16 protein-coding genes are annotated in these 18413 nt (G+C 51.9%); 13 read left to right on the plus strand and 3 right to left on the minus strand.

Annotated elements, in window-relative coordinates:
• Nucleotides 1-165 precede the first annotated feature (165 nt).
• The gene (gshA, locus tag ACO0LC_RS20955; protein ID WP_423006707.1) at nt 166-1794 is read right to left on the minus strand and encodes a glutamate--cysteine ligase; all 1629 of its coding nucleotides are present in this window, start codon (nt 1792-1794) and stop codon (nt 166-168) included.
• A 264-nt stretch (nt 1795-2058) separates the two neighbouring features.
• On the opposite strand from gshA, the gene ACO0LC_RS20960 reads away from it, so the two are divergent.
• On the plus strand, nt 2059-4188 hold the full coding sequence (locus ACO0LC_RS20960) for a S9 family peptidase (protein WP_423006709.1): 2130 nt from the start codon (nt 2059-2061) through the stop codon (nt 4186-4188).
• 76 nt (nt 4189-4264) lie between these two features.
• A complete protein-coding gene (locus ACO0LC_RS20965; protein WP_423006711.1) occupies nt 4265-4657 on the plus strand; it encodes a VOC family protein in 393 nt (130 codons plus the stop codon).
• Between the two features lie 255 nt (nt 4658-4912).
• On the opposite strand, the gene ACO0LC_RS20970 is transcribed toward ACO0LC_RS20965, so the two are convergent.
• Entirely contained in the window at nt 4913-5665 is a 753-nt protein-coding gene (locus tag ACO0LC_RS20970) for a substrate-binding periplasmic protein (protein ID WP_423006713.1), read from the minus strand.
• A 347-nt stretch (nt 5666-6012) separates the two neighbouring features.
• Here ACO0LC_RS20970 and ACO0LC_RS20975 point away from each other — a divergent pair, with 347 nt between their 5' ends.
• From ACO0LC_RS20975 to ACO0LC_RS21005, 7 genes are all read left to right on the plus strand, one after another.
• Nucleotides 6013-6525 (plus strand): DUF1269 domain-containing protein, encoded by a 513-nt coding sequence (locus tag ACO0LC_RS20975; protein WP_423006715.1) that lies wholly within the window; start codon nt 6013-6015, stop codon nt 6523-6525.
• A gap of 250 nt (nt 6526-6775) precedes the next feature.
• On the plus strand, nt 6776-7510 hold the full coding sequence (locus tag ACO0LC_RS20980) for an ABC transporter ATP-binding protein (RefSeq protein ID WP_423006717.1): 735 nt from the start codon (nt 6776-6778) through the stop codon (nt 7508-7510).
• Entirely contained in the window at nt 7507-9063 is a 1557-nt protein-coding gene (locus ACO0LC_RS20985; protein WP_423006719.1) for a putative ABC transporter permease subunit, read from the plus strand. The genes ACO0LC_RS20980 and ACO0LC_RS20985 overlap by 4 nt, the downstream gene beginning before the upstream one ends.
• Nucleotides 9064-9106: 43 nt before the next feature.
• The gene (locus ACO0LC_RS20990) at nt 9107-10342 is read left to right on the plus strand and encodes an efflux RND transporter periplasmic adaptor subunit (protein WP_423006721.1); all 1236 of its coding nucleotides are present in this window, start codon (nt 9107-9109) and stop codon (nt 10340-10342) included.
• Nucleotides 10342-11097 carry an ABC transporter ATP-binding protein gene (locus ACO0LC_RS20995; RefSeq protein ID WP_423006723.1) on the plus strand — a complete coding sequence of 252 codons (756 nt, stop codon included), beginning with the start codon at nt 10342-10344 and terminating at the stop codon, nt 11095-11097. Before ACO0LC_RS20990 ends, ACO0LC_RS20995 begins: the two co-directional genes overlap by 1 nt.
• Entirely contained in the window at nt 11094-12317 is a 1224-nt protein-coding gene (locus tag ACO0LC_RS21000) for an ABC transporter permease (RefSeq protein ID WP_423006725.1), read from the plus strand. Before ACO0LC_RS20995 ends, ACO0LC_RS21000 begins: the two co-directional genes overlap by 4 nt.
• A 45-nt stretch (nt 12318-12362) precedes the next feature.
• Nucleotides 12363-12758 (plus strand): YccF domain-containing protein, encoded by a 396-nt coding sequence (locus ACO0LC_RS21005; protein WP_423006727.1) that lies wholly within the window; start codon nt 12363-12365, stop codon nt 12756-12758.
• 75 nt (nt 12759-12833) lie between these two features.
• On the opposite strand, the gene ACO0LC_RS21010 is transcribed toward ACO0LC_RS21005, so the two are convergent.
• Nucleotides 12834-13490, minus strand: a complete 657-nt coding sequence (locus tag ACO0LC_RS21010) for a thiol:disulfide interchange protein DsbA/DsbL (protein ID WP_423006729.1) — start codon at nt 13488-13490, stop codon at nt 12834-12836.
• A gap of 304 nt (nt 13491-13794) precedes the next feature.
• On the opposite strand from ACO0LC_RS21010, the gene ACO0LC_RS21015 reads away from it, so the two are divergent.
• From ACO0LC_RS21015 to ACO0LC_RS21030, 4 genes are all read left to right on the plus strand, one after another.
• Complete coding sequence (locus tag ACO0LC_RS21015; protein ID WP_423006731.1) at nt 13795-14298, plus strand: hypothetical protein; 504 nt, start codon at nt 13795-13797, stop codon at nt 14296-14298.
• Between the two features lie 144 nt (nt 14299-14442).
• Entirely contained in the window at nt 14443-15576 is a 1134-nt protein-coding gene (locus ACO0LC_RS21020) for an SMP-30/gluconolactonase/LRE family protein (protein ID WP_423006733.1), read from the plus strand.
• On the plus strand, nt 15573-17111 hold the full coding sequence (gene glpD, locus ACO0LC_RS21025) for a glycerol-3-phosphate dehydrogenase (RefSeq protein WP_423006735.1): 1539 nt from the start codon (nt 15573-15575) through the stop codon (nt 17109-17111). The genes ACO0LC_RS21020 and glpD overlap by 4 nt, the downstream gene beginning before the upstream one ends.
• Before the next feature lie 433 nt (nt 17112-17544).
• Nucleotides 17545-18372, plus strand: coding sequence for a DUF1700 domain-containing protein (locus ACO0LC_RS21030; protein WP_423006737.1), 828 nt, complete (start codon nt 17545-17547; stop codon nt 18370-18372).
• Nucleotides 18373-18413: the final 41 nt, after the last annotated feature.

The following is an 18413-nucleotide window of genomic DNA, read 5'->3' on the forward strand; positions in this document are numbered from 1 at the left end:
CTACTTTACCGGGAAGTTTTATAAGTAGGAGGCTGGCAGCAAATGCCGGTTTGCTGATATGGATAATTGTAGTGAGACTTGTCGAGGCGCTGCCGATTGCGACAGGAGGACAACAGGGGCATTAACATGCCTCTGTTGTCTATGAGTAACTTCGTTAGCCTACACTTATACAGCGACAGTTTGCTTTAGCATATTGCTGGCAAAAGTGTCGCAACAGATTTCGCTGGATGTGCGTGAGCCATAATGTGCAATGAATTCATCAAAGCTGCCACTTTGTGCGCTTTCCATCTCTGCCTGTTCTGCCAGCGACTTTTCCGCCATTTTGGTATACAAAGTCAATTGTTCGGGCGCAGGAGGACGGGCGCGGAATTCCTGGGCCAGCAAATGGCTTTGTTGTAGTGCAAACTGAGGGAAAGAATTGTTCGCAGCACGTATGGCATCGAGCACCTTGGCTGATGGAGTCAACTCAGGATGCAAGAGTTTTTCGGTTTGTACTTGCATGGTTTGCGCATGGCTGCTGTCGCTGCGCTGGGCATCCAGCAGGGCTGCTACTGGAGTAATTCTTTCCAATAATTCTTTGCCCCAGTCTTGCAGGGAAATGGCCTGTCCCTGGCGCGACAACATCAGGCCGGGGCGACGGCCTTGTTTGACGGTAAGAGCAAAATTTTCTACATTTTCTTCACCTTCGGCCTGGTTGGTTTGTGCACTGTCTTCCAGCGCGCAAAACAGCAGGAAGGCATCGAGGAAACGTGAAGTTTCCAGGCTGATGCCTAGCGGGTCAAAGGGATTCACATCCATGCATCGTACTTCTATGTATTGCACACCACGTGCACACAGGGCTTCTACCGGGCGCTCGCCAGTCTTGATGACGCGCTTGGGCCGTATCGTGGCATAAAACTCGTTTTCAATTTGCAGCACATTGGTATTGATCTGTACCCATTCACCGTTTTGTTGCGTACCTATTTTTTCATAGGCCGGGTAGGGCTGGCGTACTGCCAGTGACAGGCTGCGCATGTATTCCAGCAAGGTGTTATACGGTGGCACCAGGCCAGACTGGGCATTGTTCTGGTAACCCAGGTCGCTCATGCGCAAGCTGGTGGCATAGGGCAGATACAGGGTATCCTCAGACAGGGTTTCCAGCTGATGCGGGCGGCCACGCAGGAAAGGTGTGGACAAGGCAGGCGAGGCACCGAACAAGTACATCAGCAACCAGCTATAACGATGGAAATTGCGTATCAGCGCGATATAACTCTCGGACTGCACATGCATGGCGCTGCCACGAGTATGCTCTGCCTGTTGCAAAACCTTCCATACATTTTCGGAAAGTGAATAATTGTAATGGATGCCAGCGATGCATTGCATGCTCTTGCCATAACGCAGAGCCAGGCCGCGGCGGTAGACATGCTTGATCATGCCTATATGTGAATTGCCATACCAGGCGATAGGGATATCTTTTTCTTCCGGCAGCTTGCAGGGCATGGATTGATGCCACAGCATTTCATTGCCCATGACGGTGTAGGCAAATCTGTGGATATTGTCCAGCTCTTCCAGGGCGGTGGCGATGTCTGGCTCCGCTGGTGTGATGAATTCCAGCAGGGATTCTGAATAATCAGTCGTGATTTGCGGATTGGTCAGCGCTGAGCCCAGGGCTGGCGGGTGTGGCGTCAAAGCCAGTTCACCATCGGCCAGTACCCGCAGGGTTTCACGCTCTATGCCACGCAAGCCCTGACCCAGCAGAGGGCGATTTGCATCACTGTCGAATAGCGCCAGGCGTCGGTTTAGCAGAGTGCTCACGGTGTCTTCCTTCAGATTCAGTTGTCTTTGCAATCAGATTTGCAAAAAATATCGAGCAAGCATAGCCGAAAAATGAAAATAGCATACGAGCTTGCTCAAATTTCAAATATGAAAACTTTTTTAGTTTATAACAGTCTCATGACCAGCCTGTTTCAAGGTCCATGAAGTCCAATCAATCCCGCATTGCAGCAATGCGAGAAAAGATTCCTTGTTTTGTTGGCATCGCATTTAGAATGATTAACCTATCTTTCCAGAGGAATTGAAGTGTCCATAAAAAAAATGTCTGTACTGATGTCAGCCAGCGTACTTGGCCTGGCAACTTCCGGCCTGGTATTGGCCGCTGACCCGGTTCCGCCAGTGGCTGCCAAGCTTAAATGGCAAGAGGCCCGCCATGGCGAAGTTGTCACTGACGATTATCGCTGGTTACAGAAAAAAGAAAATCCTGAGGTGTTAGCTTACCTGAATGCTGAGAATGCCTATACCGAAGCCCTGACGGCAGACATCAAACCCCTGGCGGACAAGCTGTATGCGGAAATCAAGGGCAGGATGAAAGAGGTAGATCTGTCCGTACCTGTGCGTCGTGGCAATTACTATTATTATTCGCGCACCGAGGCTGGCAAGCAATATCAGTTGTATTGCCGCCGCCGTGCTGGCGCGGATATGGCTTATGATGAAAAGGCTACTGAAGAAATCCTGCTTGACCAGAACGAAATGGCCAAAGGACAAAAGTTCTTTGCCGTTGGTGGCAGTTCCATCAGCCCGGATGAACAATTGCTGGCCTATACCACCGACACCGTCGGTTATCGTCAGTATCAATTGCATATCAAGAATTTGCGTACTGGCGAATTGCTCAGTGACAGCCAGCCGCGTGTGACTTCCATGGCCTGGGCGGCAGATAACAAGACCCTGTTCTTTGTGCAGGAAGATGCCACCACCAAACGCTCTGACCGCCTGTTCCGGCTGGAGACAGGCAAACCGCCGGTTGAAATCATGCATGAGGCAGTTGAACAGTTTGGTCTGCAAGTCAGTACTACCCGCGACCGTCAATTTATCGTGGTCAATAGCGAGGCGACGGATACCAGTGAAGTCCAGCTGCTCGCCGCGGATAAGCCACAAGGGCAATTCCTCAGTGTACTGGGACGTGAAAAAGGCCATCGCTATCATTTGGAACACCGCAACGGTGACTTATATATACTCACCAACAAGGATGCCAAAAATTTCCGCGTCGTGCGTGCGCCGCTGGCAACGCCTGATAGCAAACATTGGCAGGAAGTAGTCAAACATGATCCTGAGGTACTGGTCTTTGGTGCTGACCTGTTCAAGGACTACATGGTTGTCACGGAAAAGACCCAGGCCCTGAACCGCGTCCGTATCTATGACTTCAACAGCAAGCAATGGAAGACGGTGAAGTTTGATGACCCAGTTTATTTGGCCACCGGCGCTGGCACGCCAGAATTTTCTGCTACCCGCTTCCGCATGTCTTACCAGTCACCAGTGACGCCAGTGACCACCCTGGATGTGGATATGGCGACTGGTCAGCGCTACGTGCTCAAACAGCAGGAAGTAGTGGGCGGTTATGACGCCAGCAAATATGAAAGTCGTCGTCTGTGGATGACAGCAAGAGATGGTGTCAAAGTACCGCTGTGGGTAGTGTATAAAAAAGGTGTGAAACTGGATGGTTCAGCGCCTTTACTGTTGTACTCGTATGGCAGCTATGGTTACTCAACCGAAGCGACCTTTACTTCCGCTCGCCTGAGCCTGCTGGACCGTGGTGTCATTTATGTACAGGCGCATATACGCGGCGGTCGCGATATGGGTGAGCATTGGCATGAGGATGGCATGCTGATGAAAAAGAAAAATACTTTTTATGATTTCATCGATAGTGCCGACTACCTCATCAAACAAAAATGGACCAGTCCTGACAAACTGATTATCCAGGGCGCCAGTGCGGGTGGCTTGCTGATGGGAGCGGTCGTGAACATGCGTCCGGATTTATTCCATGCGGTACATGCCGGGGTTCCTTTTGTCGATGTCATGAATACCATGATGGATGCCAGCCTGCCTTTGACGACGGGTGAATATCTGGAGTGGGGCAATCCCAATGAAAAGTCAGCCTATGATTATATGCGCAGCTATTCACCGTATGACAATATCGCCCGCAAGGCTTATCCAGCCATGTTGGTGACCACAGGTTTGAATGACAGCCAGGTCATGTATTGGGAGCCGGCCAAGTATGTGGCCAAGTTGCGCGACTACAAAACCGATAAAAATACTTTGCTGTTGAAAATCAATATGGCAGCCGGACATGGCGGCGCTTCTGGCCGCTATGACGCCTTGCGTGAAAGTGCATTCAATATGGCCTGGATGTTCTCGCAATGGGGCATCAAGGAATAATTGCCTGGGTAGCTGCCTTCATCGTGAAATCTCGATGAGGGCAGGTTCAGATTACTACATCATGAAGGAAACCAACATGAACTTTGCCTACACCATTATCTATGTCCCCGATGTCGCTGCGTCGCTGGCTTTTTTTGAAAAAGCTTTTGGTTTCACCACGCGTTTTTTGCATGAGTCCGGCATGTATGGTGAACTTGATACTGGTGCGACGACACTGGCGTTTGCTGCCCATGCTATGGGCGACATGAATTATTCTAGCGGCCATGTGGCGGCGCATAGTTCAGAAAAACCGCTGGGCATGGAAGTCGCATTTACCACGGCAGACGTGGCCGCCGAACACGCTCAGGCAATTGCCGCTGGTGCGCAAGAACTGGCTGCGCCAACAGAGAAACCCTGGGGCCAGGTGGTATCGTATCTGCGCTGTCCTGATGGCAGCCTGGTGGAGTTATGTACCCCTATGGGCAGCTGATATTTTTCTTTTCATTAGGACTTACGCAAAACCGCCACAGCTGCGTTGCAGCGCCCGTACTTTGCAAGATTCGGTACTAAAGTACTGTCTTCGTCACTACGGTGTTTTGGGGTTTCAGACAACATGTTGTCTGCTAACGAAACAAACATCCCCCGCAAGGGATGTTTCCCACTGCGATAGCCTTGCTGGGACAATTTTGCGTAAGTCCTATTAATGAATATGGAAGCCCGCGCGTCATATAGATAAAGCGCGGGTCTATTCCAGGGAAAAATATTTCTTGCGCAGCTTTTGTACCGTGCCATCTTTTTGGACTATCTCATATGCCTTGCGCCAGGCCCGTTCTTCATCTTCATTCAAGCCCAGGGAAGTTGCCATATAAAGTTCTGCACTACCCATGCTGAGTCCGGTAGTGAAATCTTCCAGGCGAAAACCGTATTCCTCGATTGCCGATGTCATGATAGAGTAGCCGGAATAAATCGCATCCAGGCCGCCCAGCTGTAATAGCTTGAGCAGACTTTGGTAATCTTTTTCATACTGGATATTACGAAAGTTTTGCGCGTGTAATTCTTTTTCCAGCGAAGAGCCACGCACTATACCCACGCGCAAACCGCGCAGATGTTCCAGTGTCGCCGTTTCTATATTGACGCTGCCAGTTATGTTCGATCGCTTGCCAAAAAAACGGTTGGGAGCACTGCCCAGATGGATCAGCCATTTAAAGCTGGCTTCACGGTCCATGGTTCTATCGAGAGGGAAGACACCATAATTCTGGCCATCCTTGGTCATCTTGACAGCTCTGGCCCAGGGGTAAATAGTCATGTCCGGTTTGCGTCCCAGTTGCGCGGACATCGCCGTAATCAATTCATAGGCATAGCCTTGCGGAATATTATGCTGCAGCCACATGAAGGGCGGCAATTCTGCCGTGACCCATTTGACTTGCCCCTCAGTAGCGAGCTGGGCCTGGCTGGGCAGGCTGAATAGCAGAGCAAGCAGGCAAATGAGTTTTTTCATTTCAGTCCCATACTGCAAAGGTAGGTATTTCTTGGCCGTGTTGCCAAGCCTGCAAGGCTGAGCCCGTGTTTCCAGAGAAATTCTAGTATTCAGGCTATGCTTAAACTGGTCAAGTGAATTTTTATCAATTTTCGTGATTTCTACTTCTGAATGAACATTAAAAACCAAGAGTAATTTGTCATTTGAATTTTGTCCGGGATTGTCTATAAAGAGAGGTAAGGCAGTTGCGCATCCTGTCGGTTAACTCTTTGAGTTGCTGATGCTTGCTGTCTTGTCCCCTGACCATGGTGGTCACCGCGATATCTTCGCAACTGCCTCAGTGCTTTCTTACCTCTATGGAGATAGTCATGAGACGCAGACTGTATTTCATGTTGCCTGACCTGGGTAGTGCCAGGGCTATGCTGGATGAACTTTTACTTGCACGTATTGATGAGCGACATATGCATTTTTGTGCGAAGGAAGGCATGCTGCCCTCTGACATGCCGGAAGCTAATTCTTTTCAAAAAACCGATCTGATACATGGTGCTGAAGTGGGCATGCTGATCGGTGGTATCGCGGGTTTGCTGGCAGGCGGTTTGTGGCTGATTTTCCCGCCTGAAGGTATGGAGATGCGCATACTGGCGGTGCTGGTGTCTGCCATAGGCGGTTCCCTGTTTGGCTCCTGGGCATCAGCCAAGGCGGCCAAGGCCATACCCAGTTCCAGCCTCCAGCCCTTCATGGACGATATAGAAAACGGCAAAGTCTTGTTGATGGTGGATGTGCCCTTCAAGCGGATTACAGAAATCCAGCAACTGGTCAGCAATCGCCATCCTGAAATCCGCTTTGGTGGTGTTGATCCGCATGTGCCGGTGTTTAGTTAGTGCTCCATTTATGAGTCCATGCAAGTATGTCCTCGCTGAGGGCATGCTTGCCTTTTGAATTAATTAGGACTTACGCAAAACCGCCCCAGCTGCGTTGCAGCGCCTAGCCGTACTAAAGTACTGTCTTCGTCGCTACGCCTTGCTGGGACAATTTTGCGTAAGTCCTATTAATATTCTCCTTTAAAACGACCTGATTGCATCAGCGCCAATTCGGCATACAATGACTGGTTTTTAAACAACATTGTCGAAAATGATAGCTACTGCTCTGGAGTTGCATGCGCTTTGCAAGAATTTTGGTCGTCCCGCCGTTGAAAACCTGAATCTCACTGTACGTCGTGGTGAGTTATATGCCTTGCTCGGACCGAATGGTGCAGGCAAGACCACCACTTTGCGCATGGTGGCAGGCCTGATTTCGCCAGACAGTGGCAGTATCCGCATACTGGGGCAAGAACTGGTGGCCGACCCTGCCCTGGCCAAGAGCAAGCTGGCCTATCTGCCTGACGATCCCATGTTGTACAACAAGCTCAAGCCTTTTGAGTATCTGGAATTTGTCGCCGGCCTGTGGGGTATAGCTGCTGAAGTTGCCGAACCCAAGGCCCGTGAATTGCTCGAATGGCTGGATTTGCTCAAGCATGCAGATGAGCTGACCGAAGGTTTTTCCCGTGGCATGAAGCAAAAGCTGGCACTGGCAGGTGCCCTGATCCATCAGCCTGAGCTGATTATCCTCGACGAACCCCTGACTGGTCTGGATGCGGCGGCAGCACGGCAAGTCAAGGATGTCTTGCTCAACCATGTCAAACAAGGTGGTACTGTCATCCTGACTACCCATATACTCGATGTGGCCGAACGCCTGGCCGAACGCATAGGCATCATACAAAACGGCAAGCTCATCGCCGAAGGCACGCTGGAAGAATTGCGTAGCCAGACCAGCCAGACTGCGGGGACACTGGAAGAAGTTTTCCTGCAATTGACGGAACCTGCATGATGGCACTCTGGCAGAAATTGAAACCAGGTAGTGCGGCCTGGTTACTGGCGCACGAATGTCGCCTGGCCTATTACGATATGGGTGAAAACAAAGCCAGTCATGCTGCAGCGCGTGGCATGTCGCTGTTTGGCAGATGGCTCATCAGCCTGATGTATATTTTTGCCCATTTCAGTGTCTGGCTGTTCATGCACAAGATGCCGCCCTTGCAAGATGATTTGCCTGCCCCCATGCTGATGGCGGCGGGTATCGTCATGCTGGTGATCTTCAGCTTCATGCTGTCACTGGGTTTGACACGCAGTGTCCGGGCCTTGTTTGAACGTGGTGATCTGGACTTGTTGCTATCTTCGCCACTCTCATCTAAAACCATCTTTGTAGTCAGACTGTCCGGTATTATTTTTTCTGTCGGCATCTGGTTCTTTGCCTTGCTGACGCCGCTTGCCAATATTGGTTTGCTATTGGGCCAATGGCGCTGGCTGGGGATTTATCCTGCCTTGCTTGCCATGACAGTACTGGCGGCAGCCTTGTCCATGTTACTGACGCTGGCCCTGGTTAAAAGTCTGGGAGTGCGCAAAACCAAGACTGTGGCACAAATCCTGGGGGCATTGACAGGTGCTGTCATGTTCATCATCACTCAGCTATTTGGCAACCTGGGCAAAGAAATGCGCGAAGCTGTGCTGCAGCATATGATACCCTGGTTCCAGGCAGGTGGCATGCTGGATGCTGATAGCCTGGTCTGGATGCCAGCCAGAGCCCTGTTCGGTTCACCAAGCGCCATCGTGGGTTTCCTGCTCTTCAGCGCCCTGACTTATTGGTTGACAGTACGATACACCCATAAGTTTTTTATCTCAGGCGTGCAACAGTCCGTCGGACAAGTTCGCAAAGCTGTGCCGCAAGGGCAGAGCAATACCCAGCATGCCGCCCGCTTTGGCCGCAGCCTGCGCAGCACCATCATACTCAAGGAGTGGCGTCTGATTGCACGTGACCCTAATCTGATTTCCCAGGTCTTATTGCAATTATTGTATATCGCCCCCTTGTTCTTTTTGATTTTCAAGTCCAGGGCGCTCTTGCCTGGTGTGGCATCCGGGCTGGTCTTCATGGCAGCCTCACTGGCCGGTTCGCTGATCTGGATCATCATCGCTGCTGAAGATGCACCTGACTTACTGCGGGCAGCACCAGTGAAAGGCAATGTCATCCTGGTCAGCAAACTACTGGCCGCAGTCTTGCCGATATTGATACTGACAGCACCGGCATTGTTATGGTTGCTGATGCAACAATTTTTACTGGGGCTGGCTGTGATCGCCTGTACCCTGGCGGCTATGCTGAGTTCGGCGCTGATCCATTTATGGCAATCCAAACCAGCCAGCCGTACCCTGTTCAATAAGCGTGGGCAGACGCAAATGATGGCAAATCTGCTCGAGGCGGCCACCAGTTTTTCCTGGGCTGCCTGTATAGTTGTTGGCATGTTATATGGCACCTGGGTCCTGGTGCCTGTGTTGACAGCCACGCTGGCTTTGGCAATCGCCTGGTTTTCCCGTATTGAACGAAATCTTTAATCATTGGTCTATTGCTTACCTGATAAGCTGGGATACTCTTACCATGCCTGTGTTCACCAAGAAACGCGTTTTTGTCGCCATTGCTCTTGTACTCGCAAGCGGTGCTGCTGCCATGTACTATCAAAAAGAAAATGCCAAGGCCAAGGAAGAAGAACCCAGATACAAAACTGCGGTGGTAGACAAGGGCAATATCACCCAGACCGTCACAGCCAGTGGTACGCTCAATCCTGTGGCATTGATCAATGTCGGCTCCCAGGTATCCGGCACCGTGGTGGAGTTGAAGGCAGACTTCAATGACCGGGTCAAACAAGGCCAGGTCTTGCTCAAACTCGACCCCACCATCTTTAATGCCCAGATCAAGCAGAGTGACGCCAGCCTGGCATCTGCCGAAGCATCAAAGCGACTGGCCCAGGCCACGCTGGAACGTAACCAGAAACTGGTTTCGCAAAACTATATCTCTGGCACAGCCATGGACCAGGCCAAACGCGAAGTGGAAGTGGCTGACGCGAATATCAAACTGGCCAGGGCGCAGCTGGACCGCGTCAGGGCTGACTTGAATAACAGTGTCATTCGTTCACCCATAGACGGTGTCATCATCAAGCGCACTATCGACATGGGACAGACCGTGGCTGCTTCTTTCCAGACACCTAACCTGTTCCAGATCGCCCGTGACCTGACCAAGATGCAGATTGATACCAGCGTCTCGGAAGCTGATGTCGGTTCCCTCAAAGATGGCTTGCCTGCGCGTTTCGTCGTTGATGCCTATCCTGACCGTGAGTTTGAAGCGAAGCTGCGCCAGTTCCGTCTGGCGGCCAATGTGCAACAGAATGTGGTGACCTATAACGTCGTGCTGGATGTCGATAACAAGGATGAATTGCTGAAGCCCGGCATGACAGCACAAGTACGTCTGGTGGTTGGCAGCCGTGAAAACGTCGTGCGCATACCTACCGCAGCGCTGCGTTACAAGCCCAGCGAAGAAGAGCAGGCCAAAGAAGCCAAGGCACTCAAGGACAAGAATGCCGGCGGATCAGCCGCAGCCTCGACTTCTGCCAGTGCCAATCTGCCAGCGCCGGATGTCGATGATGACGTGGCTTTCCGTACCAAAAAAGACCTGACCCGCACCTTCAAACTCTACAAACTCGATGACAAAAACCAGGCAAAAACTGTGGATGTCAAAATTGGTTTGTCCAATTTCAAATATACCGAAGTCATTTCCGGTGATTTGAAACCCGGTGACAAAGTCATCACCCGCGCACTGGATAAAACCGGAGCACGCTGATGAGCGATACCCTGATAGCGATACGTCAGGTCAGCAAGAGCTATTTCTCTGGCGGCGTAGAGACCAAGGTCTTGCATGGCATCGATGTGCAGGTGCCGCGTGGCGACTTTTTAGCCGTGATGGGCCAGTCCGGCTCCGGCAAATCGACGCTGATGAATATACTCGGTTGCCTGGACCAGGCCAGTAGCGGATCATATTTGCTCAATGGTGTCGATACCTTGAGTCTGTCACGTGCTGAACTGGCGACCATACGCAACCGCACTATAGGTTTTGTATTCCAGAGTTTTAACCTCATCAAGCGCATGAGCGTGGCAGAAAATGTCGCCTTGCCCTTGATCTATGCCGGCGTAGGGCGCGACAAGGCGCACAAGAAGGCGCTGGTGGAGCTTGAGAGAGTGGGGCTCAAGGAGTATGCCAAACGTCTGCCTAATCAACTGTCTGGCGGCCAGCAGCAGCGTGTGGCGATTGCCCGCGCTTTGGTGGCTGATCCTCCATTGATACTGGCAGATGAACCTACCGGTAACCTCGATACCCAGACCAGTGAAGACATCATGCGCTCGCTACAGCAATTGAATGCCGACCGTGGCATTACGATTTTGCTGGTCACGCATGAGCCGGATATTGCTGCCTACAGCAAACGCCTGGTGCGGCTCAAGGATGGCCATGTTTTATACGATGGTCCGGCAGCAGAAGGCTTGCGCCAGCTGGCCGCCTCGCATGCCGAATACTCAGAAGCGCAGGAGGGCAGCAAATGAATTTCCTCCAGGTTTTTATAGAGGCATTCCGCTCCATGAATGCCAACAGGCTGCGCACGGCCTTGACCATGCTGGGTATTATCATAGGCATTACCTCGGTCGTCATGATGTTGGCCGTCGGTGAAAGCGCCAAGAAATTCATCGCCAAGGAGCTGGAGGTTCTGGGCAGTAATCTGATGATTATCTCGCCAGGTGCCAACCGTACCCAGGGCGTTCGCGCGCGTACCGGCACAGCGCCTTCTTTGTCGGTAGAAGATGCGATGGCACTCAATGACTTGAGCAGCCTGAATGGCGCTGCACCTGCCTTGCAGGGTTTTTTCCAGCTAACGGTGGGGAATGATAATTCCAATAATGCTGTGCTCGGTGTGACACCAGAAATGTTCAAGGTGCGTAACTGGAAAGTCGATCAGGGCAATGAATTCAGCGATTCCGACATCCGCGGTGCGGCACGCATGGTTATCATAGGCAAGAAACTGGCTGACCAGTTTTTCTACAAGGACAACCCCATAGGCCAGTTCGTGCGCATCGACAATGTGCCTTTCCAGGTGGTCGGCGTCTTGCAGGGTGAAGGCCGCATGTTTGATGGTGGTGACCTGGGTGAAATGGTGCTGATCCCGATTACCGCTGCCCGCGCGACCCTGATGCGCAGCCCTTTTCCGCGCAATGTGCATTATGTCGTGGTGCAGGGCAAGAGCGACAAGCAGTTGAAGGATGCAGAGGAAGATATCAAGGACATGTTGCGTGATCGCCACCATATCAAGGCCGGGCAGGAAGATGATTTCCGTATCGATAACCTGGCCTCGATTGCCGAAACCGGCGCCAAGATCAGTGCCGGCCTGGCCGCCATGCTGGGGGCGATTGGTGCCATCTCATTGATAGTGGGTGGCATAGGCATCATGAATATCATGCTTGTATCAGTCACAGAACGTACCCGCGAAATAGGTATACGCATGGCGATCGGTGCCAAGCCACGCGATGTGCTGTTGCAGTTCCTGACCGAGGCAGTAGTCATCTGCCTGGTGGGCGGTATCCTGGGCATCTTGCTGGCCATGGCGGGGGCGGCGGCGATTACCTCCACCGGCAAACTGGAAGTGATCGTCGGCTTGCAAGCCATGGTGGTAGCCTGCGGTTTCGCCAGCTTTGTCGGTATTTTCTTTGGTTTTTATCCGGCGCGCCGTGCCTCGCGTCTCTTGCCTGTAGATTGCCTGCGCTATGAGTAAAGCGGTAATGAATTTAACGTACCGGTCTGATTGCGAAAGTAAAAGATGAGTTTATTAGGCAATATACTGTGGCTGATCTGTGGTGGTTTCCTGACTGGCCTGGCCTGGTGGCTGGCGGGTTTGATCGCTTTTCTCAGTATCATAGGCATACCCTGGGGACGTGCCTGCTTTGTCATAGGGCAGTTGAGCTTCATGCCGTTTGGCAAGGAAGTCGTCGATCGGGCGGATATCAGTGGACAAGAAGACCTGGGTACCGGTGCACTCGGTATGATAGGTAATATCATCTGGTTTATCTTTGCTGGTCTCTGGCTGGCCATCGCCCATTTGCTATCCGCGCTGTTTTGCTTTGTCACCATCATAGGCATACCGTTTGGTATTCAGCATCTGAAGCTGGCAGCGATAGCCGCGGCACCCATAGGCAAGGCCGTGATTGATAAATAGGAACTGGTGAGTAGCAATAATAAAAAAGCTCAGGTGTTGAAAATCTGAGCTTTTTTGTATGAGGGCGAAATAAACTTATTTCTTGCTCTTCGCCATCAAGCCTTCCAGTACTTGCGTAGTCGCCTGGAATAACTGCTCGCGCGACATATTTGGATGGGCTGCTCCCACCATGGTTGGGTTGGTCAGGAAACGGCCATCCACGACAAAGGTCGGTGTACTGTCAACCTGATAAGTGGACACCAGCTTGGACAGGTTTTTCAGCTTGCTGACGACGGTGAAGGAATTATAGAAACTCAGGAACTTGGCCTTGTCCAGGCCATTTTTGACTGCCCATGCAGTATTGTCATCATCGCTGGTCAGGCGGGCTCTTTCTACATGCCAGGTCGCCAGTACTTTGGCATGCAGGCTGGTTTCCAGATTCATGGCTTCCAAAGTCAGGAATAAATGTGCCTCAGGATCTTTTTCGCCCGTCAAAGGCAGATGGATACGACGAAAGACGATATTGTCGCCCTGCTTTTTTACCCAGTCATTGATGGTGGCTTCCAGCGCATAGCAGGCTGGGCAGTGGTACATGAAAAACTCTATGATTTCTATTTTTTTTCCTGTGGCCTGCGTGGCTTGCGGTGTTTTCAGGCTGATAAAGTCAGTGCCTTCTTTTGGTGCGGCAGGGGCGGCAAAAGCGGTAGCAGAGATCAGGCTCAGGGTGACTAGTAGTGAGCGTAAGAGGCGCATGGGTTCCTTTAACATGAAGCAAAACAAGTTGCCGAGCTTACCAGTATTTTCTCAATCTGGCAGGGCTAGTATCGGCAAGACGGGCTGTTGGACCAGGTACAGGCCAGATTGTTCATAGACTCGCACTATAAATCGCCACATATTCATGAAATATCTTTAAATGCAGATGCAAATAGCGAGAATTTTCCGCAAAAACTTGCAAGCCTCTGATATTCGTAGAAAAATGAAGCAGGACCCACTGTCATCGGGACAGTTTCCGCAGCAGCAATCACCCTCAGCTAGCCCAGCCATTGGAGCCTATGCAATGATGACCGTGCCCATCGTGATTGATTTCGAAGCCTCGGGCTTTGGCAAAGGTAGCTACCCTATCGAGGTAGGCTTTTCGCGGCGTCATGGCGAAGGCTGGTGCACGCTGATACGGCCCGAGGCTGACTGGCAGCACTGGGACATCCATGCTGCCCGCATCCATCGCATACCCCGGGAGATCCTGGTGGAAAGAGGCAAGTCCGCCAGCCTGGTGACTGAGCAGTTGAATATCTTGCTGGCGGGGCTGACTGTATATACAGATGGCTGGACCCAGGATTATGTCTGGATGGCGCGCCTGTTTGACGCCGCTGACAGGGTACCCAATTTTCGCCTGGCAGATTTGCGCGAAATCATCACGCCACAGCAAGAGGGTTTATGGCATGCCACCAAGCACCAGGTACAGGAAGACTTGAATATTTCCCGCCATCGCGCCAGCAATGATGCACGGATTTTGCAAATGACCTGGTTGCGCACCTATGATGCAGTGCGTTGCCATGGCTGAATGCCGGGCCCGGCTTTTTTTCTGCTTCATTGCAACATCTCGTAAAATAAATATCAAATTATCATTCGGACAGTGCAAAATACAGAATTGCCTGGGATGCACGAGCTGTGTCCGTTGCTATGGTCTTGAAATGCGAGGAGATGAGTGTTGAAGAAATGGATCTTACGCCTGCTATTACTGGTACTGGCCTCGCTGGCGATCCTGGCTGCCTATCTCTTGCTGGCACCTGTACCCATCAATCCTGTAGCCTGGCAGGCAACCCCCTTTGCCGGTTATTCACCACCGCATGCACGCAATGAAAAACTGGCGGCCCTGAAAACCATAGATATAGGCGAAGAAACCGGCCCCGAACATATTGCCATAGGCCCGGACGGAAAACTGTATGCCGCCGTAACATCCGGGGCCATTTTACGCATGCAGCCAGATGGCAGCCAGCGCGAGGTCTGGGTGAATACCGGCGGGCGGGTACTGGGCTTCATGTTTGATGCAGCGGGCAATATGATAGCCGCCGATGCTTATCGCGGCATACTCTCGATTTCCCCCGACAAGCAAATCACTGTCCTGACCGACAAAATAGGCGATAGCCCGATTTTATACGCTGATGCCGTGGTAGTTGCACGGAACGGCAAGATTTACTTCACCGATGCCTCGCAACGTTTTGGTGCCAGGGAGTCGGGTGGCACCTTCCATGCCAGCGTACTCGATATCCTGGAACATTCGTCCACTGGGCGGGTGCTGGAATATGACCCGACCAGCAAGCAGACGCGTGTGATTGCTGATGGCATGTGCTTTGCCAATGGCCTGGCACTCAGTGCCGATGAGCAAAGCCTCATCGTGGCTGAGACTGGTGAATACCGTATCTGGAAAATCGCCATCGGTGCCCAGGACCTGCATTTGAAGAACAAGCCAGATAAAAAGCTGGCCAGTATTCTCTTGCGTGATTTGCCCGGTTACCCAGACAATCTCATGCGTGGCCGTGATGGTCGTATCTGGCTGGGCCTGGCCAAGCCGCGTGGTGCTGCCATCGACAATATGGCAGAAAAACCCTGGTTGCGCAGCCTTACCCTGCGCTTGCCGCGTGTCCTGTGGCCAGTGCCGCCTGCCTATGGCCATGTGCTGGCTTTCAATGAAGCCGGCAAGATACTGGCTGACTTGCAGGATCCTACCGGCCTGTATCCAGAAACCACAGGCGTCACCGAGACCGAAGACCGCTTGTATATACAGAGTCTGCATGCGCATGGCATAGGCTGGTTACCAAATCATCTGGTTAAAAAATGACGAGCAAGCCAGCCATGCAGGAAGTCGACGTACTTGTCATCGGCGGGGGTATCAATGGTGCTGGCATTGCCCGCGATGCGGCCGGGCGTGGCCTGAGCGTACTCTTGTGTGAAAAAGATGACCTGGCCTCACATACTTCATCGGCCTCAACCAAACTTATCCACGGCGGTTTGCGTTATCTTGAATATTATGAATTCGGCCTGGTGCGCAAAGCCTTGCAGGAACGCGAAGTACTCATGCGGTCTGCCCCGCATATCATCAGCCCCCTGCGCTTTGTCATGCCGCACGACCAAGGCCAGCGCCCGGCCTGGATGATACGGGCAGGCTTGTTCCTGTACGATCATCTGGCCAAGCGTGAATTGCTGCCAGGTGCTGAATCACTTAATTTGCAAAAACATATTACCGGCCAACCCCTGCAGGCAGATTTCAAGCGTGGTTTTGCCTATTCCGATGGCTGGGTCAATGATGCCCGGCTGGTTGTGCTAAATGCCATGCAGGCGGCAGAAAAAGGTGCCACCATCATGACGCGCACCCGTTGTGTCTCTGCCAGAAGGCAGGATGAGCACTGGCTGGTGCAATTGCAAAAGCCTGATGGCAGCATGCTGATGGTACAAAGCCGCAGCCTGGTGAATGCCAGTGGCCCCTGGGCTATCACTACCCTGCAACAAGTCTTGCACCAGGGCGCAGCACAGCACTTGCGGTTGATCAAGGGTAGCCATATTGTCGTGCAGCGTTTATTCCATCATCCCTATGCCTATATTTTCCAGCATCCCGATGGCCGCATTGTCTTTGCCATCCCCTATGAGCAAAACTTTACCCTGATAGGGACGACCGATCTGGATTATCAGGGTTCGCTGGATGAGGTCGCCATCAGCGAAGATGAAGTGGCCTATCTGTGTGGACTGGCAAGCCACTATTTCACCCAGGCCATTAGTCCTGCCGATGTCTTGTGGTCTTACTCCGGTGTGCGCCCCCTGGTGGAAGAAACGGTGGAGGCGGGCAAGGAAAAGGCCGCCGCCCTGACCCGTGATTACCGCCTGGAGCTCGATACAGCCGGTGCGCCGGTATTGCATGTCTTTGGTGGCAAGATCACTACTTACCGAAAACTGGCGGAAGAAGCCCTGTCCATGCTGGCACCCTTGCTCAACAATGCCAATTCTGCCTGGACTGAACACGCGTGCCTGCCCGGTGGTGATATTTTTAGTGAGTCGCCAGAAAACCGTGCTGTCACGCGATTTCCCTTATTCATACAGCAGTGCCAGCAACAATATGCCTGGCTGTCACCGCATCTGGTGGAGCGCTATGCTCATGCCTATGGTAGCCGCATCCATGTTTTTCTGAAGGACAGGCATTCGCTGGCGGACATGGGTGAGATGCTGTTGCCTGGGCTGTATGAGACCGAAGTCGCCTACCTGGTCAAACAGGAATGGGCCTGCAGCGTTGAAGACATACTCTGGCGCCGTAGCCGTCTCGGCTTGCATTTACAAGGTGAAAATACCAGCAAGCTGCAAGCCTGGCTGGAGAAAAACTGCTAGTTTCTTGCCTAGGCGTGCTGCACGGCCTTATTCTACTTGCCTGAATAAATCCAGCACCTGTAACAAATTGCGCGTTGCGCCATCGATAGCGGGCAACGGCCGGTGGGCTATCCCTATGTGACGCATCAGTGCCGGCTTCAAGGGCAAGATCTGGGTGTAGGACGCAGTGAGATACCGCTTTGTCCAACCATGAAGCATCGCCTCGCGCTGATGATGCCCGCTGGGGCAATCGCCTCTGAAGCAGCATGGCTTTATGAACAGTTAAGATAATAAATTAATATCGAAGCTCGTTGCTGGCATCACGACAGTGGTGCTGCCTGTCCGCAGCTTTTGCAGTTTATCCCCAGAAATTTGCGCACTGTCGCAAGTCTGTAGCCTCCTCCTTGGGCTTTGCTTATTCTGAGCATACCAAATCAAAAAACGGGAGATGGCTATGAACAAGACTGCATATATGAACGCGCTGCGCCTGGCACTGGAGGGCTTGCCTGCTGCAGTGATAGAAGAAACCATGTGGGCTTATGAAGCCAAATTTGTTGATGCCATGGTGGCAGGCAAATCTGAAGAAGACATTGCTGCCAGTTTACCGAAACCTGAATTGGTGGCTGCACAGAAAAAAACCAGTACACGTTATCAGGCATTAAAGAGCAATTTCAGCCTGGGGAATATCGCTGGCCTGCTGGTCGCCCTGATAGGCTTGATGATCTTCAACTTGTTCATGCTGATACCTGCCATAGTTTATTTCAGTCTCTTGTGCTCTGCCTATATATTCGCTCTGGGTATGTATGTCGCTGGCATAGGTATCACGGCAGCCAGTTTATCTGGCGTTGAGCAATTCAGTTTCGATGTGCCTGCCGGTAAGCATCATATGCATAGCCATCGTGAAGGCAAGTTCATGAAAAATCATAATGTACGCGTTGATGTCTCAGAAACCGGCATCCTGATAGATGGTGAAAAACCCAAGGATGCTGAAAAATCTGCCTCCAGCGTGACAGCACCGGCTGCACCAGCCGCAGCAAGTGCAGTAACGCCTGCTACGCCAGTGACACCGGCAAGCATGCAAGCTGAACATCATTCAGAGAGTTTGCATATAGAGGTTGGTAATCAATTTTCCGGCACCAAATTACTGTCAGGCCTGGGTTTGCTGCTAGGGTCGATAGCCTTGATGATGTTGAGTATGTTCCTGACCAAATACACCTTCATAGGCTTCAGACATTATTTACGTTGGAACTTGTCACAATTGCAGCTGGGTTATGCAGTTTGACAATCAGGAAGTTGCAGCAAACCTCTTTAGTTTTTGTTTAG

The sequence above is a fragment of the Undibacterium sp. JH2W genome (assembly GCF_049340425.1).
In the GTDB taxonomy this organism is placed as follows: Bacteria; Pseudomonadota; Gammaproteobacteria; order Burkholderiales; family Burkholderiaceae_D; genus Undibacterium.

Excerpts from the sequence above, each read along its gene's own strand:
- ACO0LC_RS21030 (WP_423006737.1), top strand. The coding sequence starts at position 17,545 with ATGAACAAGACTGCATATATGAACGCGCTGCGCCTGGCACTGGAGGGC.
- ACO0LC_RS20975 (WP_423006715.1), top strand. The coding sequence starts at position 6,013 with ATGAGACGCAGACTGTATTTCATGTTGCCTGACCTGGGTAGTGCCAGG.
- ACO0LC_RS20985 (WP_423006719.1), top strand. The coding sequence starts at position 7,507 with ATGATGGCACTCTGGCAGAAATTGAAACCAGGTAGTGCGGCCTGGTTA.
- ACO0LC_RS21010 (WP_423006729.1), bottom strand. The coding sequence starts at position 13,490 with ATGCGCCTCTTACGCTCACTACTAGTCACCCTGAGCCTGATCTCTGCT.
- ACO0LC_RS21015 (WP_423006731.1), top strand. The coding sequence starts at position 13,795 with ATGATGACCGTGCCCATCGTGATTGATTTCGAAGCCTCGGGCTTTGGC.
- ACO0LC_RS20990 (WP_423006721.1), top strand. The coding sequence starts at position 9,107 with ATGCCTGTGTTCACCAAGAAACGCGTTTTTGTCGCCATTGCTCTTGTA.
- glpD (WP_423006735.1), top strand. The coding sequence starts at position 15,573 with ATGACGAGCAAGCCAGCCATGCAGGAAGTCGACGTACTTGTCATCGGC.
- ACO0LC_RS20970 (WP_423006713.1), bottom strand. The coding sequence starts at position 5,665 with ATGAAAAAACTCATTTGCCTGCTTGCTCTGCTATTCAGCCTGCCCAGC.
- ACO0LC_RS20980 (WP_423006717.1), top strand. The coding sequence starts at position 6,776 with ATGATAGCTACTGCTCTGGAGTTGCATGCGCTTTGCAAGAATTTTGGT.
- ACO0LC_RS21005 (WP_423006727.1), top strand. The coding sequence starts at position 12,363 with ATGAGTTTATTAGGCAATATACTGTGGCTGATCTGTGGTGGTTTCCTG.
- ACO0LC_RS20995 (WP_423006723.1), top strand. The coding sequence starts at position 10,342 with ATGAGCGATACCCTGATAGCGATACGTCAGGTCAGCAAGAGCTATTTC.
- ACO0LC_RS20965 (WP_423006711.1), top strand. The coding sequence starts at position 4,265 with ATGAACTTTGCCTACACCATTATCTATGTCCCCGATGTCGCTGCGTCG.
- ACO0LC_RS21000 (WP_423006725.1), top strand. The coding sequence starts at position 11,094 with ATGAATTTCCTCCAGGTTTTTATAGAGGCATTCCGCTCCATGAATGCC.